General features: G+C 70.9%; 16 protein-coding genes and 3 pseudogenes. 11 read left to right on the top strand and 8 right to left on the bottom strand.

Translation table 11 applies throughout. The features are described from left to right. Positions 1-47: 47 nt before the first annotated feature. The 4 genes and pseudogenes from FMEAI12_RS33420 to FMEAI12_RS33405 all read left to right on the top strand — a co-directional run bounded on the left by FMEAI12_RS33420 (position 48) and on the right by FMEAI12_RS33405 (position 3,270). Complete coding sequence (locus FMEAI12_RS33420) at positions 48-1,457, top strand: IS30 family transposase (RefSeq protein ID WP_112109107.1); 1,410 nt, start codon at positions 48-50, stop codon at positions 1,455-1,457. 13 nt (positions 1,458-1,470) lie between these two features. Further along, positions 1,471-1,764, top strand: a pseudogene (locus FMEAI12_RS33415) (integrase core domain-containing protein); the annotation flags it as partial. Between the two features lie 349 nt (positions 1,765-2,113). Next, positions 2,114-2,767 carry a TetR/AcrR family transcriptional regulator gene (locus tag FMEAI12_RS33410; RefSeq protein WP_112109106.1) on the top strand — a complete coding sequence of 218 codons (654 nt, stop codon included), beginning with the start codon at positions 2,114-2,116 and terminating at the stop codon, positions 2,765-2,767. A 50-nt stretch (positions 2,768-2,817) separates the two neighbouring features. After that, positions 2,818-3,270: a VOC family protein gene (locus tag FMEAI12_RS33405; protein ID WP_112109105.1), complete on the top strand. Its 453-nt coding sequence runs from the start codon at positions 2,818-2,820 to the stop codon at positions 3,268-3,270. Between the two features lie 733 nt (positions 3,271-4,003). Here FMEAI12_RS33405 and FMEAI12_RS33395 read toward each other — a convergent pair. Further along, positions 4,004-4,192, bottom strand: coding sequence for a hypothetical protein (locus FMEAI12_RS33395; RefSeq protein ID WP_112109104.1), 189 nt, complete (start codon positions 4,190-4,192; stop codon positions 4,004-4,006). Between the two features lie 80 nt (positions 4,193-4,272). Here FMEAI12_RS33395 and FMEAI12_RS33390 point away from each other — a divergent pair, with 80 nt between their 5' ends. From FMEAI12_RS33390 to FMEAI12_RS33375, 4 genes and pseudogenes are all read left to right on the top strand, one after another. After that, on the top strand, positions 4,273-5,832 hold the full coding sequence (locus FMEAI12_RS33390) for a CYTH and CHAD domain-containing protein (RefSeq protein WP_112109103.1): 1,560 nt from the start codon (positions 4,273-4,275) through the stop codon (positions 5,830-5,832). A gap of 209 nt (positions 5,833-6,041) precedes the next feature. After that, positions 6,042-7,019: an alpha/beta fold hydrolase gene (locus tag FMEAI12_RS33385; protein ID WP_306769281.1), complete on the top strand. Its 978-nt coding sequence runs from the start codon at positions 6,042-6,044 to the stop codon at positions 7,017-7,019. Positions 7,020-7,049: 30 nt separating this feature from the next. After that, positions 7,050-7,136 (top strand): annotated as a pseudogene (locus tag FMEAI12_RS40385) (DUF72 domain-containing protein); the annotation flags it as partial. A gap of 11 nt (positions 7,137-7,147) precedes the next feature. Continuing rightward, positions 7,148-7,393 carry a DUF6328 family protein gene (locus FMEAI12_RS33375; RefSeq protein WP_235014987.1) on the top strand — a complete coding sequence of 82 codons (246 nt, stop codon included), beginning with the start codon at positions 7,148-7,150 and terminating at the stop codon, positions 7,391-7,393. Here FMEAI12_RS33375 and FMEAI12_RS33370 read toward each other — a convergent pair. Beyond that, positions 7,390-8,358 carry a TIGR03557 family F420-dependent LLM class oxidoreductase gene (locus tag FMEAI12_RS33370; protein WP_112109102.1) on the bottom strand — a complete coding sequence of 323 codons (969 nt, stop codon included), beginning with the start codon at positions 8,356-8,358 and terminating at the stop codon, positions 7,390-7,392. The genes FMEAI12_RS33375 and FMEAI12_RS33370 overlap by 4 nt on opposite strands. A gap of 178 nt (positions 8,359-8,536) precedes the next feature. Then, positions 8,537-8,707, bottom strand: a complete 171-nt coding sequence (locus tag FMEAI12_RS33365) for a CsbD family protein (protein WP_071059584.1) — start codon at positions 8,705-8,707, stop codon at positions 8,537-8,539. Between the two features lie 181 nt (positions 8,708-8,888). On the opposite strand from FMEAI12_RS33365, the gene FMEAI12_RS33360 reads away from it, so the two are divergent. Both FMEAI12_RS33360 and FMEAI12_RS33355 read left to right on the top strand, forming a co-directional pair. Further along, a complete protein-coding gene (locus FMEAI12_RS33360; protein WP_112109101.1) occupies positions 8,889-9,074 on the top strand; it encodes a magnesium transporter accessory protein in 186 nt (61 codons plus the stop codon). A gap of 348 nt (positions 9,075-9,422) precedes the next feature. Next, a complete protein-coding gene (locus FMEAI12_RS33355) occupies positions 9,423-10,946 on the top strand; it encodes a catalase (RefSeq protein WP_112109100.1) in 1,524 nt (507 codons plus the stop codon). Between the two features lie 83 nt (positions 10,947-11,029). Here FMEAI12_RS33355 and FMEAI12_RS33350 read toward each other — a convergent pair whose 3' ends face one another. From FMEAI12_RS33350 to FMEAI12_RS33340, 3 genes and pseudogenes are all read right to left on the bottom strand, one after another. After that, positions 11,030-13,618 (bottom strand): SpoIIE family protein phosphatase, encoded by a 2,589-nt coding sequence (locus FMEAI12_RS33350; RefSeq protein WP_235014986.1) that lies wholly within the window; start codon positions 13,616-13,618, stop codon positions 11,030-11,032. A gap of 198 nt (positions 13,619-13,816) precedes the next feature. Further along, a pseudogene (locus tag FMEAI12_RS40380) lies at positions 13,817-13,961 on the bottom strand (YbhB/YbcL family Raf kinase inhibitor-like protein); the annotation flags it as partial. 5 nt (positions 13,962-13,966) lie between these two features. Then, positions 13,967-14,776 carry an alpha/beta fold hydrolase gene (locus tag FMEAI12_RS33340; RefSeq protein WP_235014985.1) on the bottom strand — a complete coding sequence of 270 codons (810 nt, stop codon included), beginning with the start codon at positions 14,774-14,776 and terminating at the stop codon, positions 13,967-13,969. A 154-nt stretch (positions 14,777-14,930) separates the two neighbouring features. On the opposite strand from FMEAI12_RS33340, the gene FMEAI12_RS33335 reads away from it, so the two are divergent. Beyond that, positions 14,931-15,146 (top strand): 2TM domain-containing protein, encoded by a 216-nt coding sequence (locus FMEAI12_RS33335; RefSeq protein WP_112109098.1) that lies wholly within the window; start codon positions 14,931-14,933, stop codon positions 15,144-15,146. On the opposite strand, the gene FMEAI12_RS33330 is transcribed toward FMEAI12_RS33335, so the two are convergent. Together FMEAI12_RS33330 and FMEAI12_RS33325 are read right to left on the bottom strand one after the other, a co-directional pair. Continuing rightward, positions 15,044-17,197, bottom strand: a complete 2,154-nt coding sequence (locus tag FMEAI12_RS33330) for a BTAD domain-containing putative transcriptional regulator (RefSeq protein WP_255565773.1) — start codon at positions 17,195-17,197, stop codon at positions 15,044-15,046. The two genes, FMEAI12_RS33335 and FMEAI12_RS33330, sit on opposite strands and share 103 nt — an antisense overlap. 82 nt (positions 17,198-17,279) lie before the next feature. Then, positions 17,280-19,946: an AAA family ATPase gene (locus FMEAI12_RS33325; protein ID WP_112109096.1), complete on the bottom strand. Its 2,667-nt coding sequence runs from the start codon at positions 19,944-19,946 to the stop codon at positions 17,280-17,282. Between the last annotated feature and the right edge of the window lie 21 nt (positions 19,947-19,967).

The following is a 19,967-nucleotide window of genomic DNA, read 5'->3' as shown; positions in this document are numbered from 1 at the left end:
GGCGGATTCAACTGGTCGTCGCAACACCTCGATCCGGAGGTGTGGGAATGGGGCGGCCGGCGGATTGGACCGAGACGGTCACGGGGCGGGCGGGGATGTGCTCGCCGGGGCGGCCGCCGGTGGCACGGTGGGAGCATCAGCAGCGGTTCTGGGTGGCGATCGCGCGGGGGCTGAGCAGCGAGGACGCCGGTGTCGCGGCCGGCGTGTCGCCGGCGGTCGGGACCCGGTGGTTCCGCAACTGTGGCGGGATGCCCCCTTCGGACTTCCCCGCCCCGTCGGGGCGGTATCTGTCGTTCGCGGAGCGGGAGGAGATCGCCCTGGGTCGTGCCCGCGGGGACAGCATCCGCCAGATCGCGCGGGGCCTGGGTCGGCCTGCGTCGACGATGTCGCGGGAGCTGCGGCGTAACGCCGGCACCCGCGGCGGGACGCTGGTCTACCGGGCCACGCTCGCGCAGTGGCATCGAGACCGCCGGGCCACCCGGCCCAAGACTGCCAGGCTCGCAGGCAACGAGCGGCTGCGCGGCTACGTGCAGGACCGGCTCGCCGGGCCGGCCGGGCCGGTCCGGCGCGGCGACGGCACGGTGGTGCCCGGCCCGTGGACGGCGCCGTTCACCGGCAGGAACAAGCCGCACCGCCAGGACCGCCGCTGGGTCAGCGCGTGGAGCCCGGAGCAGATCTCGCGGCGGCTGCGGGTCGATTTTCCCGACGACCCGACGATGCGGATCTCGCACGAGGCGATCTACCAGGCCCTTTACATCGAGGGGCGGGGGACGTTGCGCCGTGAGCTGGTCGCGTGTCTGCGCACGGGCCGCGCGCTGCGGGTGCCCCGCGCGCGGGCCGGACGGCGCGGCGACGGCATGGTCACCCCCGAGGTGCGGATCGGGGCCCGGCCGGTCGAGGCCGCGGACCGGGCGGTCGCGGGGCACTGGGAAGGAGATCTGATCATCGGGTTGAACCGGTCCGCGATCGGCACGCTGGTCGAGCGCACCACCCGGCTCACGGTCCTGCTGCACCTGCCCCGCATGGACGGCTACGGCCACCAGCCGCGGGTGAAGAACGGTCCGGCGCTGGCGGGCCGCGGTGCCGACGCTGTCCGGGACGCGATCACCCGGGCGTTCGCCGTGCTACCGGAGCAGCTACGGCGGACCCTGACCTGGGACCGCGGCACGGAGATGGCCGGGCACGCCGCGCTGACCGCCGACACGGGCCTGGGGGTCTACTTCGCCGACCCGCACAGCCCCTGGCAGCGCGGCACGAACGAGAACACCAACGGGCTGCTACGCCAGTACTTCCCCAAAGGCACCGACCTGTCCCGCTGGACCCGCCACGAACTCGCCACCATCGCCGCGACCCTCAACGACCGGCCCCGCAAGACCCTCCGCTGGAAGACCCCCACCGAAGCGATGAACAACCAGCTACTCTCACTCCAACAGGCCGGTGTTGCGACGACCGGTTGAATTCGGTCAAGATACATCGGATGCCTACCATCGCGTCCTGAAAAGCCACGGTGTACGCCCATCGGTCGGGGCCACCGGAGTGTGTTGGGATAATTCCGCCGCGGAGTCGTTCTTCGGAACACTCAAGAACGAACTCGTCCACCGGGAAACCTATCCGACCCGCCGCGCCGCGCGTACGGCGATCGCCGAATACATCGAGGTCTTCTACAACCGGCAACGACTCCACTCTGCTCTCGACTACCGCACCCCAGAACACATCGAGCGCGCATACCACGCAACCCAGACCGAAGGGAAGGAAGCAGCATAAAGCTGATGTAGTCCGACTACACCGGTGTCCGAGAAACGGGCAGCACCTCAAAATATCTGGCCGCCTCTTCGGGATGCGCGGAGTCGTGCCCGCGCCGCTCGTCGACATCCACCGGCCCGGCATCGACCCAGCCTGACCCAGGCCCTGGCCGCCGACGCGGCCCGATTCCACACCCAGCTCCCCAGGAAACCGGCGAAGGCCGGAGGGCGGCACCGGGGGGCGGGGCCGGGGAAGGGACCACGCCTCGCCTCATCCTCGCCATGTGACGGCGCCATGCACCAGCGCGGTGGGGCGACAGTTCCCTGACAGATATTGACAGTGTCACTGCCAACTTGGCAGCATCACTGCCATGAAGTCGTCGCTGCGGGAGGCCCGCTCCGAGGTCGTGCGCGAACGCGTGCTCGACGGTGTGGCCGCCCTGCTTACGGCCGGGGAGGACCTCACCTTCGCGAAGGTGGCGAAGGAGGCCGGCGTTCCCGAACGCACCGTCTACCGGCACTTCGCCACAAGGGAAGCGCTGCTTGCCGCGGTCTTCGCCTGGGCCAACCGACGGATCGGGTTCGACGGTGAGCTGCCGACCGACGGTCGGGGCGCCGTCGCGCTCGTACGGCGGGCCTTTCCAGGGTTCGACGCGGTAGCCCCGGTCATCCGGGAACTCCTACTCACTCCCGAGGGCCTGCTCGCTCGCCTCTCGAGCCGGGAGCAACGCCAGAGCGCCGCCGTCACGCTCGTCCGCGCGGAAGCGCCCGGCCTTGGTGCTGAGGACACCCGCCGCGTCGCCGCGGTCGTCCAGCTCCTCACGACCGCGTCCACCTGGCAGACCCTGCGCGACTTCTGGGAGATGGACGGTACGGAGTCCGCCGAGTCGGCCGCTCTCGCCCTCGAGCTCCTCCTCGAAGGCGCCCGGGCCCGAGGTGTCGCCCTTACCGCCCCCACGACTGCCGCCCACGCAACCGGCGGCATCGCCTCCGAAACAAACGCCTCCGAAACAAACGTCCCCTGAACGAAGACCCTTGAACCTTGCCCTGCCCGGGAATGACCGAAGGATCTCACATGTCTCTGCTCGTCGGCGTCAACCACGTCGCTGTCCTCACCGGGAACCTCGACCGGTTCATCGACTTCTATCACGGGGTCTTCGACCTGGACGTCGTCTTCAGCGAGACGACCCCGGCCTTCCGGCACGCGATACTGCGGACCGGCCCGCATTCCTGGCTGCATCCCGCCGAGGTGGTCGGAAATCCCCACAGCGCCGCGCTGCCCGCGATGTTCGACCGGGGCCACCTCGACCATCTTGCCCTAACGGCCGAATCGCCGGAAGCGTTCGAGACCCTGCGCGCCCGCCTCGTCGCGTGCGGCGCCAGCGACGGCACAGTGGAGGATCTGGGTGCGTTCCATGCCGTCTGGTTCACCGATCCCGACGGCATGCGCGTCGAGCTCATCGTCATCGTGGACGCCGAGCTGCGGGACATCCACGAGCCCCGTCCCCTCGCTGATTCCGCCGCCTGACCCGGGTGGCGAGCCGGCCCACGCCGCACACACCGAGCCGGCGGCGTGTCACGCTGCCTCCGGGAAACGCTGGCCGCCTGGCGCCAAAACCGGGTCTGGGTCATCCGGCAGCCGAGCTGCTCCGAACAGAAGACAACTGACCGCCTTCCGTCCGGAGCTCTCATGCCCCGGCCCCATCCCCATCCCTCCTACAGCCGTTTCCGCCAGGCCGTCTTCGGTCTGCTCGCCCTTGTCGCCCTGGCTGGAGCCGTCCTCATGGGCGCCGGACCGGCAAGTGCGGCGGCTGCGGTGGACTGCTCGCCCCACTGCAACACGCCGCGTCCCACACCGCTGCCGCCGTCAGGTCCGGTGACCCTGCCGCCGGTGGACCCCGACATCCACCCGTACGTTGGACCGGTCCCTGCTCAGGACAACGCCGTCGACACCGCCTGGGCACGCCGGTACGCCGTCCAACTGATGTACGAGAACCCGGCCTGCAACGACCTCATCACTGGAAAATTCACCCAGAAGGCAGTGAGCATTCTACGGACCATATCCATCTTCGACGCCACGGCCCCAACCCAGCCGGCCGTCGGGGAGGGTGGAGGACTGCTTCCCTGGCGCGACGGTGGCCGTTCGCCTCAATCGCGGCGGGACGCACCACGCGGAATGCTGTCGGCATTCGGCAGCGGTCCGTCTATGCCGAACAGGACGCTGGCGCCGCCGTTCCAGTAGCGGCCCCCGTCCCGCGCGATCAGAAGCGGAGGTGGTCGCGTTCGTCCTGGTCGAGGTCGTGCAGCAGGCTGGTCAGCAGGCTCACCGGGTAGCTCCTCGTCGCGTTGGCCTGAGCCGGCGCATGATGTTCGCGGCGTTCGTTCGGGTACCCGGACAGCCCCGTCTCACACCGCGCTGAGCCGCCGTACGCCAGGCAGGCACGTCTCACCCCACCCCGCGGGCGGTGGGTTACCGACATCGGAGGGGGTAGGCCCGAAAGGAGAAGTGAAAGCCGACACGGAGGGTGTTATGCGTACACCGGCCCACGGGCATCGGGAGGTAGAGACCAAGTTCGACGTGAGTTCGACGTTCGTCGTCCCGGCCCTGACCGGTCTTGCCGGGGTCGCCTCGACCGCCGGGCCGACGGAGGAGCATCTCGACGCCGTCTACTACGACACCGAAGATCTGCGGCTTGCCCGCAACCGCATCACGCTGCGACGGCGCCAGGGCGGGCATGACGCCGGCTGGCATCTCAAGCTCCAGAACTCGGGGGCCGGCCGGGACGAGATCAGCCGTCCGCTGGACGCGATCGAGCGGGACCCCTCCGCCGAGGGCACTGTCCCGGGCGAGTTCGCCGACCTCGTGGCCGCCACCACCCGCGGCAGGCCCCTGGCCCCCGTCGCGAGGGTGCGGACCGTCCGCCGCGCGACCACTCTGCGCGCCCCCGACGGACGGGACCTGGCGGAACTAGCCGACGACGAGGTCCACGCCCAGACACTGGGCACGTCGACGACGCTGTCCCGCTGGCGGGAGATCGAGGTCGAGGCCCTCGGCGACGACCTCGACGTCCTGCCGGCGGCCGGCGCGGTGCTGTGTGAGGCCGGGGCCCGGCCGGCCGCCGGGCCGTCCAAGCTCGCCCGGGCACTCGGATCGCGGGCGGCGCGGCCGGAACTCCCCGAGCTCCCCGCCGACGGCGCCCCGGCCGGGGGAACCGCGGGTGAGGCCGTCCGCGGCTATCTGGCGACCCATACCCGGGCCCTGCTGGCCGCTGACGCCCGCGTGCGCCTCGGCGATCCCGAGTCTGTTCATGACATGCGGGTCGCCGCCCGCCGGCTGCGCAGCGCCCTGCGCACGTTCCAGCGGCTGTTCGACCCAGCACCGGCGCGCGCGCTCCAGGCCCGACTGCGGGAACTGAACCTCCTGCTCAATGCCGCCCGCGACGGCGAGGTCCAGCTCGAGCGGTTCACCGCCGGGATCGACGCGCTCGACGAACGGGACCTGCTGGGCCCCGTCGCCGCCCGCGTGCAGGGCCATCTGCGCGCACAGCACCTGCGCGGCCGGGAGCAGGCCCTGACCTGGATGCGCGACGCGCAGTACCTGGATTTCGTCGACGACCTGATCGCCTTCGTCGGCGAACCACCGTATTCCGCCCTTGGTCGCCGCCCGGCAGGGCCGGCCCTGCGCGCCCCGATCCGCAAAACCGACCGCAAGCTGCGCCGCCGGGTCGATCGAGCCCTCCACACCCCCGCCGGCGACAGCCAGGACGTCGCCCTGCACGCCGCGCGGAAGGCCGCGAAGCAGCTGCGCTACGCGAGCGAGGCGGCCACGCCGGTCTACGGGGAACACGCCGCGAAGCACACCAGGCGAGCCAAGAAAATCCAGAACAGCCTGGGTGAGCACCAGGACTGCGTCGTCGCCCAGGGCGTCCTGCGCGAGTTCGCGATCGCCGCCAACCAGGCCGGCGAATCCTCCTTCACCTACGGCCTTCTCCTCGGCGGCGAGCGGGAACAGGCACACCTGACCAGGGATGTCTTCGCCGCCCGCTGGCCGAAGCTCTCCCGCCGGCGCCACCGCCGCTGGCTGCACTGATACACCACCCCAGAACGGGGCACAGATGCTTTTATCGCACTGATGGATGTGGGGACGTGGGCCTGGTGACCCGGAAGGCCCGAACGGCTGTCGCTCCACCCGGCATGCGGCGCTCCCCAGCCCCCGTCCCCGGGGCACGGCGCCCAGAGCGAACGCGGCGAACGGCGGAGCCGACGCGGACCGCCGCGCACGCCCTGCGGGAGACGACGGTGATCGCCTCCGACGGGGTGTCCCTGCATGTCGACGAGATCGGCCCGAGCGACGCGACGCTGACCCTCGTCTTCGTGCACGGCTTCTGCATGACCGCGGACGCCTGGTCCTCCCAGCGCCGGAATCTCGCCGATCTGGGACGCACGGTCTGCTACGACCAACGCGCGCACGGCCGGTCGGGCCCGTCCGACGCGGAGCACTGCACCCTCGCGCAGCTCGCCGATGACCTGCTCCGGGTCCTCGACGACCGGGTGCCGACCGGCCCGATCGCGCTCATCGGTCATTCGATGGGCGGGATGACCATCCTCGGGCTGGCCGAGACGCACCCGGAGCTGTTCGGCGACCGGATCGTCGCCGTGGCCCCGCTGTCCACAAGCGCGGGTGGGCTGGCCAGGTCGGTACTCGGCCTGCCGGCCATGGTCGCCACCGCGGCGCGCCGGACGCTGCCCGGTGTGGCCGCCGCGATGCGCCACTCCCCGTCAGTGCTGGAACGGGCCCGGTGGCGGGGCAGCAGCCTGTCGAGGGCGCTGACCCGACGGCTCGGCTTCGGCACCACTCACGTGCCAGGCGAGGTGGTCGACCGCCTCGAGAGGATGATCGCGGACACCCCGATCCCCGTGGTCGGCGCCTTCCTGCGCACGCTGCTCGACCACGACCGGTTGGCGGCGACGGGTGTGCTGCGGGACGTCCCCACGCTGCTTCTCGTCGGCGACGCCGACCTCATGACTCCCCTGGAACACAGCAGGGCGCTGGCCGAGGCCGTGCCGGCCGCCGAACTCTCCGTCGAGGCAGGTGCCGGGCACGCGGTGATCCTCGAACGCCCGAACGCGGTCAGTGCCCGCCTACGCGAGCTGATCGACAGGACGCTGCCGGGCCGCCGGGTGTGCCGGTGCCCAAGCCTGCGTCCGATGACCCCAAGCCTGCGTCCGATGACGCGGACCCGGCGCATCCCCACCACCGGCGATCGACAGCCCTGAGACCCGAAGAAAGGAAGGACGGTACGGCTGTTGGGCGCGCAGGCGCACATCGGTACGTCCGGCTGGAGCTACGCCCACTGGACCGGCGTGCTGTACCCGCCAGGCACGCCGGCGCGTCGACTCACGACGTGAACCACGAGCAGCGTTCGCTGTACCTGGCCATCGTCCTCCTGCCGGCCGGTGCGACCGGCCTGCTCGTGATGCCGGTCAGCATTCACCGGGCCGTGTTCGGTCACCGGGAGAAGCAGACGCTGGTCCGCGTCGCGAGCCGGGTCGCCCGGGTAGGGCTCGCGCGGCTCGCGCTGCTGGTGGTCCTGTGGGCGATCGTCCCGATGGCCGTCCGGCTGCGCGGCAATCGGGACACCGGCCGTTAGGCGGCCGGGGCCAGGGCTCGCAGCGGCGCCGCCAAGGTCGAGCGGAAGAAGTCGAAGAAGCCGTCCGGGTCAGGGCCGGCGTTCATCAGGACCAGCTGGTCGAAGCCGGCATCGGTGAACTCGCGGGCGGCCGCCAGATGCCGCGCCGGGTCGGGACCACAGGCGAACTGCCCCCTCACGTCGTCCTCGGTGACCGTCGTCGTCGCGGCGGCGAAGTTGACCGGGTTGGGTAGCTCGCTCATCACTTTCCAGCCGGTCAGCGCCCACCGGTTGGTCGCGTGTACAGCCTTGGCCGCCTCGGCCTCGTCCGCCGCGTAGGCCAGCGGAACCTCGGCGTAACGCGCCCCGGTTCCGCCCGCGGCCGCGTAGTCCTCGACGATCCCGGGCTTGGGCTCGGTGGCGAACAGGGCATCGCCGCACTCGGCCGCCAGCCGAACCGACGGCCCACCGCTGGCGGCGACAGCGATCTCCGGCAGCGGATCGGGCAGATCGAACACCCGCGCGTCCTCCAGCTGGAGGTAACGCCCGTCGTAGGACTGGTACCCACCCCGCCACAACAGCCGGATGATCTCGACAGCCTCCCGCAGCATCGCGTGCCGCCTGGCCACAGCGGGGAACCCGCGCCCGACGACATGCTCGTTGAGCCGCTCCCCCGACCCGAGCCCCAGCGTGAAACGCCCGTCGGACACGAGGGCGACGGTCGCCGCCGCCTGCGCGACCACCGCCGGGTGGTACCGGATCGTCGGGCACGTCACGCCGGTCACCAGCCCGACCCGGTCGGTGCGCTCGGCGATCGAGCCGAGCATCGTCCACGTGAACGCCGAATGCCCCTGGTTGTCCAGCCACGGGTGGAAGTGATCGCTCAGCTCCACGAAGTCGAAGCCGGCCTCCTCGGCGGCGACCGCCTGACGGATGATCTCCCGGGGGCCGAACGCCTCGGTTGCCAGCTTGTAGCCGACCCGCATCTCTTCTCCTCTCCCTCGTCCGGATCCCTCGTCCGGTCTCCCTCGTCCGGATCCCTTGCCCGGGCCGCCGGCGAGATCGGAGTTGATGTCATCGGCTCTGTCAATGCGACGGGCCCGGCGGGTCTCGAACTCGGCGGTGCCGTTCTGGAGCCTGATGTCACCCGACACCGCGCATCGGTCAACGCGTGGTGTCCTTCAGGTTCTCGCCGGCCTGCTTGATGTTCCCACCGATCTTCTCCGCGGCACCTCGGGCTTCCAGCCCTCGGTCCCCGCTGGCCCGGCCTGCGGTCCGCTTGCCGCGTCCCGTGAACCGCTGCAGGGCATTCCTCGCCTTGTCCACCATGCTCATCGGAAATTCCTCCGTCGGATGACCGTTCGCGCGTGGTTGCGGTGCGGCTATACCCAGCTCTGGCCCGGTGACCCGTAGGAGCAGGCACGTTCAAACGGTGGGAACTCTGCACGATGGCCACCGATCCGGGTCAGGTCAGGATCCCCCGTTACAACCCGCCGTCGCCGGGTAAGACGGCCATATGACCGATCCGAGCATTATCGGCACCCTTGCCGCGATCACGCTGATTGTGATTGGTGTCCTAATTGCTTTCACCTCCGCCATCTCCTGGGACACACAGACGACGTTCGGGGCGTTCGGGATCCTTCTGGGAGCGATTGGCCTGTTTGGTGGCGGCATAGGTTCGTTGATCCGTCACCGGGCCTGAGTCAGGGCGCCGCACGCAGTCGCCCGCGCGTTCATCGTCGGCCTGGAAGCCACGCCGGTGGGTGCACCGGTCGCCGATCGCGACGACCCGGCACGCAACTCCGGGCGGGATCACCAGCGCTCCGTCGGTCCCGACTGCCGCAGGCCTCGTCCGCATCGGTTTTCCCGGTACGGGGATGGGTAGCCGACGAACAGGGGGTGGCTGTCGCACGGCGCTGCCGTCCGGCATCTGGTGACACGGAGCTCGTGATCGCCGAGGCCGGGATCGCGGTCCGGGACGGGTGCCGCGGCTGTCGACCGGGTGGGCAAGTCCCGCGATGTCAAATCCCGCGATGTAATGGAGTGAGTCGTGACCGTTCAGAAGCCTCGTCCGACGACGACCGATGCCGGAATACCCGTCGCCAGCGATGAGCACTCGCTGTCCGTGGGGCCGGACGGCCCGCTGCTGCTGCAGGATCACTACCTGATCGAGCAGATGGCGAACTTCAACCGGGAACGCATCCCGGAGCGTCAGCCGCACGCGAAGGGCGGCGGCGCGTTCGGCACCTTCCAGGTCACCCAGGACATGAGCGCGTTCACCCGGGCGGCGGTGTTCCAACCGGGCACCGAGACGGATGTGATCATTCGGTTCTCGACGGTGGCCGGGGAGCGCGGCAGCCCCGACACCTGGCGCGACCCACGCGGTTTCGCGGTCAAGTTCTACACCAGCGAGGGCAATCTCGACATCGTCGGGAACAACACGCCGGTCTTCTTCATCAGGGATCCGCTGAAGTTCCAGCACTTCATCCGGTCCCAGAAGCGCCGGGCCGACAACAACCTGCGTGACCACGACATGCAGTGGGACTTCTGGACGCTGTCGCCGGAATCCGCGCACCAGGTCACGTGGCTGATGGGTGACCGCGGCATTCCGCGTACCTGGCGAAACATGAACGGATACTCCAGCCACACGTACATGTGGATCAACGCCGCCGGCGAGCGGTTCTGGGTGAAGTACCACTTCAAGACCGACCAGGGCATCGAGTTCTTCACCCAGGACGAGGGTGACCAGATGGCCTCGGTAGACACCGACTACCACCAGCGCGACCTCTTCGAGCACATCGCCGCCGGGGACTTCCCGAGCTGGACGCTGAAGATGCAGATCATGCCGTTCGAGGAGGCCAAGACCTACCGGTTCAACCCCTTCGACCTGACCAAGGTCTGGCCGCACGGCGACTACCCGCTGCACGAGGTCGGCCGGCTGACGCTCAACCGCAACATCACCGATTTTCACACGGAGATGGAGCAGGCCGCGTTCGAGCCGAACAACATCGTCGCGGGCACCGGGCTGTCGCCGGACAAGATGCTGCTCGCTCGCGGGTTCAGCTACGCCGACGCCCACCGGGCCCGCCTTGGTGTGAACTACAAGCAGATCCCGGTGAACTCCGCGAAGGTGCCCGTCCACAGCTACTCCAAGGACGGCGCGATGCGGGTGCAGAACGTCACCGACCCGGTGTACGCGCCGAACTCCTACAGCGGCCCGGTGGCCCAGCCGGAACTGACCGACGACGGCGGCCACTGGTACTCCGACGGCGAGATGGTTCGCGCCGCCTACACCTCGCGCCCGGAGGACGACGACTGGGGGCAGGCCGGGACGATGGTCCGCGATGTCCTCGACGATGCCGCGCGGCAGCGGCTGGTCGACAACGTCGTCGGGCACCTGCTCGACGGTGTCAGCGAACCCGTGCTGGTCCGCGCCTTCGAGTACTGGCGCAATGTCGACAAGGACCTCGGCACCCAGATCGAGGCAGGCGTACGGGCCAAGCAGGACGAGACCGACCCGAAGGCCGCGCAGCAGGCCAACCCGGCCCGGTCCAGCGCGCAGGCCAAGGCCTGACCGTCCGCCACTACCGCGAGTCCGCCACTACCGCGAGCACGCTGAGATCGCCGGTTGGGCCAATGACCTCCAGCTCGGCGAGATCATGCGGGGCCCAGGGTGTTGACCATGACGGCGAGCAGGGCGGTGTCGTCGTCGTGGCCGGCCAGCCGGCCGAGTGCGGCCAGGGCCTGGTCGCACAGCTGGTCGGGGGAAGCTGCCGCGGTGGCAGCCACCCGCAGGAGCTTCATCCCCTCGTCCACTGGCCGTTTGCGGTCCTCGACCAGCCCGTCGGTGAAGAACAGGAGAATGCTGCCCGACTCGAGCGTGGTCTGCGTCTGCGGGTACTCGGGTAGTCCCGTGCTCAGTGGGGGACCTGGATCGACCGGCAGGTAGTAGGCCTCGCCGCGCGGAGGGACCAGCAGCGGTGGCAGGTGCCCGGCGGATGCCAGGGTGAGCCGCGCGTTCGCGGGGTCCAGCACGGCAAGCGCCGCCGTGGCGATCTGTCCCTGCTCGAGACGATTCGCCGCCTCATCGAGCCGGGCCAGTACGGCCGACGGACTGGGATCGGTGGTGATGTGTGCGCGGGCGGAGGCTCGCAGCTGGCCCATGGTCGCGGCGGCCTGGATGCCGTGCCCCATGACGTCCCCGATGACAAGCGCCACCCGACCGTCGTCCAGGGGAAGGACGTCGTACCAGTCGCCGCCGACCAGGGCGCCGGCGCTGCCAGGAAGGTAGCGCCAGGCGAACGACAGCCCACCGATCGTCGGCAGTCGCTGCGGGAGAAGGCTGCGTTGCAGGGTGAGAGCGGTGCGCCGTTCCTGTTCGTACAGCTGAGCGTTGCCCACCGCGACGGCCGCCCGCCGGGCGACCTCCTCGATGGCATCCTGCTCGTCGCGGGCGCGTGGGCTGTCCTCGCGACAGAGCACAGCGAGGACGGCGACCGCACGGCCGCCGACGGTGAGCGGAACAGCCAGTACGGTCTCGTCGCCGTCGGTAGTGGTGGTCGTGGTCGTGGTTCCGGTCTGGGTAACCGCCCTCATCAGGGCAAGTTCCCTCGGGGAGGGATCGCCGATGGAGGTCATCGGCTCGTCCGTCAGGACCGCGACGGCCCGTTCGGCGTACCGGGGCACCAACAGGTCGGTGGTCTGCTCGAGGACGCGCCGTGGGTCCAGCGTGGTGGTGATCCGGTCGGCGAGCGTCGCGAGGAAAGCGCTGCGTTCGAGCGCACGGCGCTCGGCGGCGAACAGCCGGGCCCGTTCCACGGCCAGCGCGGTCTGCACCGCCAGCGCCAGGACAAAGTCACGTTCGTCAGCGTCGAAAAGCCGGGGGTGGTCGAAGGAGAACCGCAACGCCCCGAGCACACGGTCACCGACGAGCAGCGGCAACGCACACATCGACACCACATTCGGTTCCCGCTCGGCCAGCTCCGGGTAGCGCGAGTCGCGGTCCTGGCGGGATTCCAACCAGACCGGCATACCGCCGCGGATCGCATCGGCGGCCGGCAGGCGGTCGTCGAGCCGTTCCGCACGCAGCATCGAGACCACCTCCTCGCGGTACCCGACGGTGCCGGGGACCGCGAGCCGCCCAGCGTCCCGCGCGACCAGCAGGCCGCCCCCGAACGCGCCCAGGGCGGTCACCCCCTCGGAAACCACCACCTCAGCGACTTTCTCCGGCGTCGTCGCCAGAGCGAGGGCCGCGGTGACCCCCTGCAGCCGCGCGGCCCGTTCGGCCGTGCGTTGGGTTCTGACCACCTCGTCGAGAGTGTCCAGCAGATACTGCTCGAAGGTACGCACCGGCTCGGGCACGCCGCCCCGGGCAGCGATCCGGAGCTGTGTCACCAGCGATCCCACATACCAGCGGCGGAAAGCCACATGCTGCGGCGGCGATTCCAGGGTGAGCAGGCGGGCGGCACGGGCGTAGCTCTCGATCTCCTCCAACGCCGCCAGGTACTCCTCGCCGGCGTCCGCGGCATCCAGGGGCAACGCCAGCTGGAGATGGGTTCGCGGCTCCCCGGCCGCGACGGCGGCCAACGCCTGACGCTTGATCGCCTCCCGCGGCCGGGCGAAACGGTTCGTCACCAGCTCCAGTAGTTCCGCCAGCCGCTGCGGCACGGTGCCGCTCGCGCCGGTGGCCGCGCCGCCCGCGGCGAGGGCGAACTCCCGGATGAGGCCGTCCACGTGGTGCTTCGCCGCGAGCAGTAGATCTGTCGGGACATCCCCGAGAGTGATCAGATACTCGCCCCGGTCAGCCCTCGGCGCGCTGGGTGACGGCGCGTCGGACACAGCCCCGTGGTGGTTCCCCGCCTCGCCGAGCTCCGCCCACACGGTCTTTCCACCATGATCGGGTTCGACCCCCCACCGTGTCGCGGTGAAGGCGACCAGCGCCATACCACGCCCGGTCAGACCGCCGCCGTCCGGCGGCGGCCGGACGGGCTCCACCCGACTTCCGTCACTGACCTCGACCCGGATCGCCGAGGCGCCGGAACGGAGCCGGACATGCACCGGAACGCTTCCGTGTAGAACGGCATTTGTCGCGAGCTCGCTGACGACGAGCGCGACATCGGACGCGATCGCCTGCCAGCGGGTACCGGAGAGAGCCCTGGTGGCCGCCCGACGCGCGTGCGCGACCGCGTCGGGGGTGGCGTCGAGACGCAGCTCGGCAAGGGTGTCAGCCCGGCCCCCCACAGTCACCGCCGCCCACCCCGCTCCAGTCCAGGTGGACATGCCACCCCAGCCGGCGCACAAACGCAACCGTGCTACCTGGATTATCAGCACATCCCCTGGCCACAGGGTCGCCCAAGCAGACGACAGCCGCAGCCCCGATACGCGAACGCAGAAGGCACCGGTCGGATCACACCAAGCCGGAGATCATCCTGGCTCCCGCAGCCTGTAGCGGTGCGGGCCGTCGTCAGCCGGCGGGGGCACCGACGAAACGGGCGACCCGAGCGTCATCGGGTAGCTGGAACGCGCCCTGGGGCAGGCCGGAACCGGTCTCGTCGCCCGCGTCCTCCGGCAGGTCGGTGACGGTGGCGGGCTTCGTCAGAGCGTGGCGCGCCTGATGAGATCGGCCGTCGCCGCGGGCTGAACGATCATCGCGACGTGCGAGGCACCGACCTCGACGGTGCGCGCGCCGGCCCGCCGCGCCATGAACCGCTGCGCCGCGGCGGGAAGCACGTTGTCGTTGCGGGCAACGAGGTACCAGGAAGGAACGGTCTTCCAGGCCGGGGCGCCGGACGGCTCCTGCAGCGTGCGCACGTCACTCGGCCGCTGGCCGGCCCACATCAGGTCGGTGGTCGCCCTCGGCACATCGCCGGCGAACACGTCGCGGAAGACCTCTTTCTTGATATATCCGTCGACGCCCGCACCGTGGGGACGGAGGTCCAGCGCCGTCTCGTTGAGCTTGCTTCCCGGGTACTTCGTCTGCAGGCCCAGCAGCGTCTCGCCCTGATCTGGTACGAACGCGGCCACGTAGACCAGCGCCTTCACGTTGGCGTTGCCGGTCGCGGCGTTCGTGACGACGATCCCGCCGTAGGAGTGGGCCGCGAGGACGAGCGGGCCGCTGAGGGTGGCGAGGATGCTGGCCAGGTAGGAGGAGTCGGCGGCAACGCCGCGCAGCGGGTTCGCCGGGGCGATGACCGGGTAGCCGTCGCGGATGAGCCGGGCGGCGACGTCGTTCCAGCCGGAGGCGTCGGCGAACGCGCCGTGCACGAGTACCACGGTGGGTTTCTGCCTGCCGTCGGGCTGGGTGCGTGCCTGCGCGGCGGACGCTCCGAGCACTGCGCCGGCCGTGGTGCCGGTCGCGACCGCGGCTGATCCGGCCAGCAGCGTTCGGCGAGTTGTCGTAGTCAATGTAGACCTTTCGATATCCGTTGCGCTCTAAGCCGCGATCGAGGGTCAGCGTAGAGTCAGATACTTGACGAGCACTGAACGAATTCGGACGCACACGACGGCGGATCCACAAAGAGTTCGCGCCCCGTCAAGTACGTCGACCTAGGCTGCTGGAATGAAATCGAAGAAAAGTGAGACCGCCGAGAAGTGGGGCCTGAGGATCCATCTTCTGTGCTATGTCCTGGCCAATCTTGTCCAGGTCGTACTGTGGGCGGTTCTCACCCCGGATCATTTCTTCTGGCCCCTGTGGTCGATACTGGCGTGGGGCATCGGGCTGGCGTTCCACGTCTGGGCTGTCCGCTCGCCGTCCACGTTGAACTCCAGGCACTGAGCCGTATCGTTCATCCGCTCCAGCGCGTCCGGGACCAGCAGGTGCAGTCGGGCCAACCGCCACAACGGTGTGGTGTCGGCGACCGACTCGCGGACGAGGTCGTGCGCGAAGCGGTAGGAGAACGGCTTCCCCGGCCGGGGTTCGAGCAGGCCGAGTGCTTCCAGGGGTTCAAGGTGGTCGATGCAGGTCCGGACGTCGAGCTCGGAGACGTGGGCGAGCAGGGCGAGGTCGACGTCCCGGCCGATCAGCGCGGCAATCTGTAACAGGTCTGTGGTGTCGTTGTCGAGGCCGGCCATCCGGTCACGGACGACGTCGCGGACGGTGGAGGGCACCCCGGCCTGTGCGGCGGCGGCGTCGGTGAGATCGCCGCTGTCGGCGAGATGCCGGGCCAGTTCCCGGATCAGGAAGGGGTTGCCGGCGGTGCGGGCGTGGATGCTGCGGGCGACGCCGGGGCTGGGAATCTGGCCGGTGTCGCGGCGGACGAGTTCAGCTGCCTCTGCCGGGTTGAGCGGGCCGAGCCGGATCCGGCGGTGCCGGGGTTGCCGGCTCGCGGCGGCGAGCATCCGGGCCAGCTCCGAGCCGGGTGCGGGTAGCCGGTCGCGGATCGCACCGATGACCACGGTGCTGACCGGCAGGCGGGCGGCCAGGTGGCTGAACATCTGCAGCGAGGCGACGTCGGCCCACTGGAGATCGTCGACGACGATCACCACCGGGCGTCCCACCGAGATGTGGCTGATGAGGGCGACAGCTCGTTCGAACAGCCGGAACCGGGTGCCGCTGTCCGACAGCACCGGCGTGTCCGACAGCACCGGTCTGTCCGACAGCACTGGTCTGTCCCGCGGTGCCGGAGCCGCGGGGGTGACGCCGCGGGGCTCCACGAGGCGGCCGAGCTCACCGGCGTGCCAGTCCTCCCGCGCCGCGGCGGACAGGTTGTCGAGGAGCAGGGCGACCGCCTGTTCCCATGGCCACATCGCCGGTGTGCCGTCGCCTTCGAGGCAGCGGCCCCAGACCACGAGCGCGCCGCGCCTGTCCGCCTCCGCGCCGGCCTCCTCCAGCAGGCGCGTCTTGCCCACCCCCGACTCACCCTCTACGACGACGAGTCCCGCGCCGCCGGCGAACGCCGAGTCCACCGCGCGGCGCAGCACCGCGAGTTTCTCGGCCCGACCGATCAGGCCGTCTACGGACGGCGTCCCGAGGGCAGGCGCCCGCAGAGGCACCCGCAGCCGCTCGGAAGGCCTTCCCTCGGCCGATGCCGGCTCCAGCACACGCCGGTGTGCGGCCACCAGCGCCGGTCCGGGATCGATGCCGAGCTCCTCGGCGAGCCGGGCACGGACTGCCCGCAGGACGGACAGCGCTTCCGCCTGCTGACCGGCGGCGGCCAGGGCGATGACGAGACTCGCCTGCACGGTCTCGTGCAGCGGCGCCATCCCCGCGGCCAGGCGCAGCGGCGCGAGCACGCGCGCAGGCCGGCCCCGGGCCACCGCGAGCTCGGCCGCCGCCACGCACGTGTCAAGGAACTCACCATCCAGTGCGGAGAACACGGACATCGCACTCGATCCGTGAGCCAGGCCGTCACCTGCGGGGCCGTGCCAGAGCCCGAGTGCCTGCACGTACCAGTCGAGTGCCGCGTCGGGGCGCTGCTCCGCGACGCCGGCCCTGGCCACCTCGACCAGTTCCCGGAAGGTGACGACGTCCAGCATGACGGGGCCGGCGGCGAACAGGTAACTGTCACCGCGGCGCTGCAGGTACGACCCGGTCGCACGCGCGGGCAGCGTGGGCTCCAGCAGCCGCCGCAGCGCACCGACGTACTTCTGGAGAATGTTGACAGCCGAGGCCGGGACGTCGTCGCCCCAGATCAGATCGATCAACTGGCTCATGCTGGTCGGCCTGCCCGCACGGGCGAGCAGCAGAGCGAGCAGGTACGCCTGCTGGCGAGGCCCGGCCTCCAGCTCGACGCCGCCCCGCCAGATCCGCAACGGGCCGAGAATCCGAAGACACAGCTGTCCGCCGGAGGAGGCCGTGCCTGCTCCGGGGGTGGCGGTGGTACTCACTGCGGGCTCCTCCGTGCGGGCGATGCGCGCAGCATCGCCGAGCAGTCGGTGCCCGCTGATCTGTCAGATGACCTACGTCGTGTCAGCCGCTCTGGAGCGCGTCACGTAGCGAGGCCCGCGACGTGATGCCGAGCTTCGGGAAGACCTTGTACAGATGCGCACCGACCGTGCGCGGTGACAGGAACAGCCGGGCACCGATCTCCCGATTGCTCAGCCCGGTCGCGGCCAGCTCGGCGATCTGCCGTTCCTGCGGGGTCAGCGCGGCCACCGCGGCGCGGTCCGCGCGGGTCGGCCTGCCGGCGGCGCGTAGTTCGGCTCGGGCCCGTTCGGCCCAGGTCGCGGCGCCGAGCAGGTCGAACGCGCCGAGTGCCTCGGTCAGCGTCTGGCGCGCCAAAGTCAGCTCGCGGGCGCGCCGCAGCCACGCACCGTACGCCAGACGGATCCGCGCCAGCTCGAACGGGAACGCCCGACCGGCGGGATGCGCGACCGCGGCGACGAACAGCGCACCGGCCTCCTCCCGCGGCGCGGTGATCGCCAGTGCCCCGGCGGTGAGCAGCGCCAGACGCGGCGACAGCGCCGGCAGGCCCGCATCCCGGGCGGCTTCGGCGTGCGCGAGGGCTGCGTCGTGCCGGCCGGTGTGCGCGGCGGCCTCGACCAGGTCGAGCAGCGTGCGGGTGGCCTGCTGCGAGTAGCGGGAGAACGTGCCCGGGGCGGTGATTCCAGCGGCGTAGGCGTACGCGGTCTCGTACTCGCCTTCGCTCAGTGCCGCGGCAGCGCCGATCGCCTCCGCGTACTCGGTCAGGAACCCCAGCCCGCGCGGCCGCCCCCAGGCGTCCACGGCCGCCTGCAGGTCACGGGCTCGGGCCAGATCACCGCGGTAGGCGGCCAGCAGGCCGAGGAACGCCCGGAACGACTGAGCGAACAGCGTGTACCCGTGCCCGGCGGTCAGGTCCAGGCCGCGACGGCCGGTGCGCTCAGCCTCCGCCCACGCGCCGGCGCCGATCTGGTCAAGCATGACCATCTGGAGCAGCACCATCACGCTGGTGACCGCGCCGGCCTCCGTCTCCCGGTCGACCGTCCGCAGCAGCAGCTCCCGGTGGTCGCCGAGAACGCCCACATAGTAGGCGGAGACGGTCAGCCTCATCACGTCCCACGGCGCGCGAGCGGCGGGATCGGCGAGGGCGTCAGCGATCCGTTCCGGTATGCCGTGACCGCGCTTCACCAGGTCGCCCCACGCGTCCCGGGCAATCGCCGTCGACGGGCCCATCCGGTCGCCGAACCGGTCGAACAGCGCGTCGGTACGCTCCCAGCGGACCGGGTCGGCAGCGAACTGGCTGATCGCCAGCATCAGGCTCAGCGCACGTTCGGTCAGCTGTTCGTCGGCGACTCCGAACTCCAGCAGCGCGGTGATCCGCCGGTGATTCGCGACGACCTCACCCTCGCGGTAAAGCGCCACGTACCCTGCGGTGATCTCTGCGGCCGGGCCGTCCAACGCGGCGTCCTCCGCGAGGCCCTGTGCGGTGTCGAGCAGACCGGCCTGCCCGGCGACGTACGCGGCGTCGGCCAGCCGCCGGGACCGGTCGGCGGGTCGGCGGCTGAGTTCCGCTGCGCGGGTCAGCCAGGTGATCGCGGTCGCCGCACCGCCGCGCCGCGAAGCCGAGACGGCCGCCTCTTCGAGGGCCGCGGCGACGTCGTCGTCCGGGTCGACGGTAGCGGCGGCCAGGTGCACGGCCCGCCGTTCCGGGCTGTCGCGGTGCAGCTCGGCGAGGTCAGCGTGGGCGGCCCGGCGTTCGTGCGGGGTCGCGGCCTGCACGACGGCCGAGCGGACGAGGGGATGCCGGAACACCGGCTCCCCGGTGGCCGGGTCCGGGGCCAGCAGGCCCGCCTCGACCGCCCGGCCGACGCCGCGCATCCGGTACCGGGCCGCGCCGACCCTGCGCGCCGATCCGGCACCGGTGCCGTCCAGCGCCGCCAGCAGCAGCTCGCCGCGCTCGGTCGCCGGCAGGCCGCGCAGCCGCGTGCCGTAGATCTTCTCCAGCCGCCGCGGCAGCGCGATCGCGCCGGTGTCCAGCAGTTCCGCCCGGGGCAGCTCGATCAGCGCCAACGGGTTGCCGGCCGCGGTCTTCAGAATCATGTTCCGGTGGTACGGGCTGAGCCCGGTCTGCTGCAGGTCCAGCAACCGGGTGGAAACCTGCTCGGTCAGCGGCTCCAGGTTCAGCTCCGGCAGCCCAGCCCCGTCGAGCGGTGACGACGCCTCGGGGCGCACCGCGACTGCCACCCGCACGGCCGTACCCGCGAGGCGCCGCGCGGTGAACGCGAGGACCTGTGTGCTGGGTACGTCCAGCCACTGGCCGTCGTCGACGGCCAGCAGCAGCGGGCTGGCCGCCGAGACGAGGGTCAGCAGGTCCAGCACGGCGATGCCGAGCGCCATCACCTGCGGGGCGGCGGCCGTACCGGTGAACGCCGCGTCGATCACCGCCCGGTGCGCGGGATCCAGGCCTGCCGCGTCGGGCAGCAACGGAAAGACCAGCTGATGCAGCCCGGCGAACGCCAGGTCCCGCTCCGCCTCCGCCCCCGCGCAGCGCACGACCCGGAACCCGGCCGCCGCCGCGGCCAGCTCGTCCAGCAACGCCGTCTTGCCGAGGCCGGCCTCCCCCCGGAGCACCAGGACCGGCCCGGCCGCGTCGCCGAGCAACGCCAGGAGCCGGGACCGTTCCTCGTCCCGCCCGATGAGCTTCCCTTGGCCCACGCGGGAACCTTATCCGGCGAC

Source organism: Parafrankia sp. Ea1.12 (assembly GCF_900465275.1).
Lineage (GTDB): Bacteria > Actinomycetota > Actinomycetes > Frankiales > Frankiaceae > Parafrankia > Parafrankia soli.
The sequence above is the reverse complement of the archived record's forward strand: the minus strand, read 5'-3'. Positions and strand labels throughout refer to the sequence as shown.

Bases quoted from the DNA above. Each gene is read 5' to 3' on its own strand.
- FMEAI12_RS33420 (WP_112109107.1), top strand. From the start codon at position 48: ATGGGGCGGCCGGCGGATTGGACCGAGACGGTCACGGGGCGGGCGGGG.
- FMEAI12_RS33410 (WP_112109106.1), top strand. From the start codon at position 2,114: ATGAAGTCGTCGCTGCGGGAGGCCCGCTCCGAGGTCGTGCGCGAACGC.
- FMEAI12_RS33405 (WP_112109105.1), top strand. From the start codon at position 2,818: ATGTCTCTGCTCGTCGGCGTCAACCACGTCGCTGTCCTCACCGGGAAC.
- FMEAI12_RS33390 (WP_112109103.1), top strand. From the start codon at position 4,273: ATGCGTACACCGGCCCACGGGCATCGGGAGGTAGAGACCAAGTTCGAC.
- FMEAI12_RS33370 (WP_112109102.1), bottom strand. From the start codon at position 8,358: ATGCGGGTCGGCTACAAGCTGGCAACCGAGGCGTTCGGCCCCCGGGAG.
- FMEAI12_RS33365 (WP_071059584.1), bottom strand. From the start codon at position 8,707: ATGAGCATGGTGGACAAGGCGAGGAATGCCCTGCAGCGGTTCACGGGA.
- FMEAI12_RS33360 (WP_112109101.1), top strand. From the start codon at position 8,889: ATGACCGATCCGAGCATTATCGGCACCCTTGCCGCGATCACGCTGATT.
- FMEAI12_RS33335 (WP_112109098.1), top strand. From the start codon at position 14,931: ATGAAATCGAAGAAAAGTGAGACCGCCGAGAAGTGGGGCCTGAGGATC.